This is a genomic window from Methylobacterium sp. WL103 (assembly GCF_008039885.1).
Taxonomy (GTDB): domain Bacteria; phylum Pseudomonadota; class Alphaproteobacteria; order Rhizobiales; family Beijerinckiaceae; genus Methylobacterium; species Methylobacterium cerastii.
Genome location: NZ_VRUX01000407.1, coordinates 1 through 3,935, shown reverse-complemented (window position 1 = coordinate 3,935; position 3,935 = coordinate 1). Strand labels below are relative to the sequence as shown.

Annotated in this window: 4 protein-coding genes and 1 pseudogene; 2 read left to right on the top strand and 3 right to left on the bottom strand. The window is 69.7% G+C overall.

Translation table 11 applies throughout. From position 1 onward, the window contains the following. Window positions 1–219: pseudogene (locus FV222_RS31330) on the top strand (hypothetical protein); the annotation flags it as partial. A gap of 159 nt (window positions 220–378) precedes the next feature. Here FV222_RS31330 and FV222_RS19460 read toward each other — a convergent pair. Genes FV222_RS19460 through dctP form a run of 3 tightly spaced genes read right to left on the bottom strand, consistent with a single transcriptional unit; the run spans window position 379 to window position 3,439 of the window. Next, the gene (locus FV222_RS19460) at window positions 379–1,731 is read right to left on the bottom strand and encodes a TRAP transporter large permease (RefSeq protein WP_147750442.1); all 1,353 of its coding nucleotides are present in this window, start codon (window positions 1,729–1,731) and stop codon (window positions 379–381) included. Further along, window positions 1,728–2,420, bottom strand: a complete 693-nt coding sequence (locus FV222_RS19455; protein WP_147762289.1) for a TRAP transporter small permease — start codon at window positions 2,418–2,420, stop codon at window positions 1,728–1,730. Before FV222_RS19455 ends, FV222_RS19460 begins: the two co-directional genes overlap by 4 nt. Continuing rightward, the gene (dctP, locus tag FV222_RS19450) at window positions 2,417–3,439 is read right to left on the bottom strand and encodes a TRAP transporter substrate-binding protein DctP (protein ID WP_147750440.1); all 1,023 of its coding nucleotides are present in this window, start codon (window positions 3,437–3,439) and stop codon (window positions 2,417–2,419) included. The genes FV222_RS19455 and dctP overlap by 4 nt, the downstream gene beginning before the upstream one ends. 161 nt (window positions 3,440–3,600) lie before the next feature. Here dctP and FV222_RS19445 point away from each other — a divergent pair. Next, a partial coding sequence (locus FV222_RS19445; RefSeq protein WP_147815428.1) for a GntR family transcriptional regulator occupies window positions 3,601–3,935 on the top strand: 335 nt, incomplete at its 3' end.

Sequence of the window (3,935 nt, the reverse complement as noted above, 5' to 3'; positions counted from 1 at the left end):
CCCCACCCCCCCCCCCCCCCCCCCCAAAAACCCGGGGCTCTTTCCCCCGCGGCGCCCCCGGGGGGCGCGGGGCGGGGGCGCCCCGGGGGGGGGGGGGCCCCCGAGGGCGAGCCGCAGCCCGGCGACGACCTGATCCTCAGCTGCTACATGAGCCGCGATTTTCGCGAGGGCATGGAAGCGTTCTTGGGCAAGCGCGCGCCGGATTGGCAGGGGCGGTAGCGGCGCGAAGGGGCGCCCTTTCCCTGCGCCACGCCTGACACCTTCCACCTCGCACGACCGCCCTCACCACCGCTTCGGCTACGCCTCCGCTCCCCCGGTTGCACGACGGGGTGCAGCCGGGCCTCTCCCCGCCCGCGGGGAGAGGGGAGGAGGGGCGCGCTACCGCGTGGACGGCAGCAGCAGGTCGGGCAGCCACAGGGCGATGCCCGGCACGAGGCACAGGATCAGGATCGCCACCGCCATCAGCACCACGAAGGGGAGCGTCCCCCAGATGATGTCCGAGAGCGGGATGTCGGGGGCGATGTTCTTGATGACGAAGATGTTCAAGCCCACCGGCGGGTGGATCAGGCCCATCTCCATGGTGATGGTCATCACCACGCCGAACCAGACGAGGTCGAAGCCCGCGGCCTTCAGCGGCGGCAGGATGATCGGCGCGGTCATCAGGATGATCGAGACCGGCGGCAGGAAGAAGCCGAGCCCGATCACCAGCCCGAGGATCGTCACCAGCAGCACCCAGGGGGAAAGCTGCATCGCCACGATCGCGGCGGCCGCCGACTGCGAGATGTGCAGGTAGCTCATCACGTAGGCGTAGAGCAGCGACATGCCGATGATCAGCATCAGCATGGTCGACTCGCGCAGCGTCGCGGTGAGGATCGGGCTGACGTCCTTCGGGCGCCAGACGCCGTAGATCACCGCGATCAGGCCGAGTGCCAGCAGGCCGCCGAGGCCGGCCGTCTCGGAGGGCGTGGCGTAGCCGCCGTAGAGCGCGACCATCACGCCGGTGAGCAGCACCACGAAGGGCAGCACCCGCGGCAGCGTCTCGAAGCGCTGGCGCATGCTGTAGGTGTCGTCCGCCAGGATCGGCGACTGAACGCCGCCGCGCTCGTAGGCGGCCTTCGCGGTGGCGTACTCGGCGCGGAAGCGGAACACCGCCCAGGCCGCGAACAGCCCGACCAGCAGCAGCCCCGGCCCGATGCCGGCCAGGAACAGGCGCCCGAGCGACTGCTCGGCGGCCACCGCGTAGAGGATCATGGTGATCGAGGGCGGCAGCAGGATGCCGAGCGTCCCGCCGGCCGCGATGATGCCGGCGGCGAAGCCCGGCGAGTAGCCGCGCTTGCGCATCTCCGGGATGCCGGCCGAGCCGATGGCCGAGCAGGTGGCGGGCGAGGACCCCGCCATCGCGGCGAACAGCGCGCAGGCGAAGACGTTGGCGATGCCCAGCCCCCCCGGGATGCGGTGCATCCAGGCGTGCATGGCCGAGTAGAGGTCCTGGCCCGCCTTCGAGCGCCCGATCGCCGCGCCCTTCAGGATGAAGAGCGGGATCGAGAGCAGGGTGATCGAGGCCATCTCCTCGTAGACGTTCTGCGCCACGGTATCGAGCGAGGCCGCCGGCATGAAGACGAACATGAACGCCAGCGCGACGAAGCCGAGCGCGAAGGCGATGGGGATGCCGGCCAGCATCGCCGAGAGGGTCGCCCCGGCATAGAGGAAGCCGATCGCGGCGGTGCTCATCGGGTGATCCTCGCGGTGTCGACGGTGTCGCCCATCGGGTCCGTGCCCCGCGGGGTCACGTCCGGCCGTCCGTGCATGTCTTTGTTCAGGTCGGCGCCGAGGCCGACCTTCGGGGCGACCCAGCCGGCGGAGTTCGGACCGTAGGTGAGGGCCTGGACGATCTGCACGGCGAACTGGATGCCGAGCAGGCTCATGCCGACCGCCATCAGGGCGTAGGGGATCGCCAGCGGCGGGCCCCAGCTCGATTGCGAGACCTGCCCGTCGACGTAAGCCTCGTGGAACAGCGTCCAGCTCTTCCAGGCGAAGAACACCACGAAGACGAAGCTGATCATGTCCGCCATCAACAGGCGGGCGCGGTTGACCTTCGGCGACAGGAACCCGGTCAGCGCCTCGATCGCCACGTGGCCGCGCTTGGCCTGGACGGCGGCGGCCGAGAAGAAGGTCGCGCCGACGATCAGGAACACCGCCATCTCGTCCTGCCAGTCGGTCGGCTCGTGCAGGACGTAGCGGATCACCACGCTGTAGCTCAGCACGAGGCAGGCGCCGACGAGCGCGAGCCCGCCGAACACCATGATCACCCCGTTCAGGCGCTTCATCGCCCGGTCCATGACGCCGAGCGCGCCGGGGATCCGGGGCTCGGCGACCGCCTTCTCGGAGGCGGCCGAGGCCGCGTCGAAGGCGTGGCTCACGCGACCTGCTCCGCCAGCTTGAGGAGCTCGGCGCACTGCGCGTTCTTGGCCGCGTAGTCCTTCCACGCCGTGTCGCGGGCGATGTCGCGCCACTGCCCCATGGTCTTCTCGTCGAGGTTCTGCACCTTGGCGCCGGCCTTCGAGAAGACCTGCTCGACATGGGTGTCGTCGGCCTTGGCGCCGTCCTGTCCGAAGGATTCGAGCTCGGCGCCGACCGCCATGATCAGGTCCTGCTGGTCCTTCGGCAGCCCGCTGAAGATCGCTTTCGACATCATGATCGGCTCGAGCATGAACCAGTAGGAGCGCTCGCGCCCCGAGGTCAGCGCCTTCGACAGCTCCTCCAGGCGGAACGAGATCAGGCTGGTGGAGGAGGTGATGACCGCGTCGCACGCGCCGGTCTGCATCGCCGCGTAGGATTCGCTCGACGGGATCGAGAGGGTGGCCGCGCCCGCCTGCTTCATCATCAGGTCCATCTCGCGCGAGCCGCCGCGGACCTTGAGGCCCTTGGCGTCGGCCGGCGCGTAGAGCGGGCGCTCGCGGCTGGCGACGCCGCCCGCCTGCCAGACCCAGGAGACCAGGACGATGCCCTTGGCGTCGAGGATCTCGGTGAGCTTGCGGCCGACCGGAGCCGCCTTCCAGGCGACGCCCTGCGCGTAGGAGGTCACGAGCCCCGGCATCAGGCCGATGTTCAACTCGGGGATCTCGCCGCCGGCGTAGGGCGAGGGGTAGAGCGACATGTCGAGCGCGCCTTTGCGCATCGCGCCGAACTGGGCGTTGGTCTTCATCAGCGACGAGCCGGGATAAACCTGCACCTCGAGCGCGCCCTTCGAGCGCTCGCCGACCGCCTTGGCGAGCTTGCGGCACATGCGATCGCGGAAGTCGCCTTCGTCGATGGTGCCGCCGGGGAACTGGTGGGAGAGCTTCAGCACCGTCGCGGCCTGGGCGGCGCCGCGGCCGAAGTGCAGGAGGGCGGGTGCGGCGAGGCCGCCGGCGAGGAGGGCGCGTCGGGTCGGCGTCATGCTGTTTCTCCCGCGTCGCACAATCGCGACTGTCTTGTTTTTGCGCTGCACAATATAGTGAATGCAACGCTTGGTATATATTGAACGAGCTCTTGTATATTTTGTCAACGCCCCTGCATAATGAGTTCTCGGGAATCGTCACGATCGGGAGGCGTCCAGCGATGAGCCAGGCACAGCGCCTGCGGCAGACCATCGAGGATGAGATCGTTGCTGGCCATCTTGCCGTCGGCGCGCGCCTCGACGAGGTGATGCTCGCCGAGCGGTTCGGGGTGTCGCGCACGCCGATCCGCGAGGCGCTGCTGCAGCTGGCCGTCACCGGGCTCGTCGAGACCAAGCCGCGCAAGGGCACGATCGTCAGCGCGCCGGAGCCGCAGCACCTGCTGGCGATGTTCGAGACCATGGCGGAACTGGAGGCGGCCTGCGGGCGCTTCGCCGCGCGGCGCCTGACCCCCGACCACGAGGCGGCGCTGAAGGCGGCGCTCGCGGCCTGCGAGGC

Bases quoted from the DNA above. Each gene is read 5' to 3' on its own strand.
- FV222_RS19460 (WP_147750442.1), bottom strand. From the start codon at position 1,731: ATGAGCACCGCCGCGATCGGCTTCCTCTATGCCGGGGCGACCCTCTCG.
- dctP (WP_147750440.1), bottom strand. From the start codon at position 3,439: ATGACGCCGACCCGACGCGCCCTCCTCGCCGGCGGCCTCGCCGCACCC.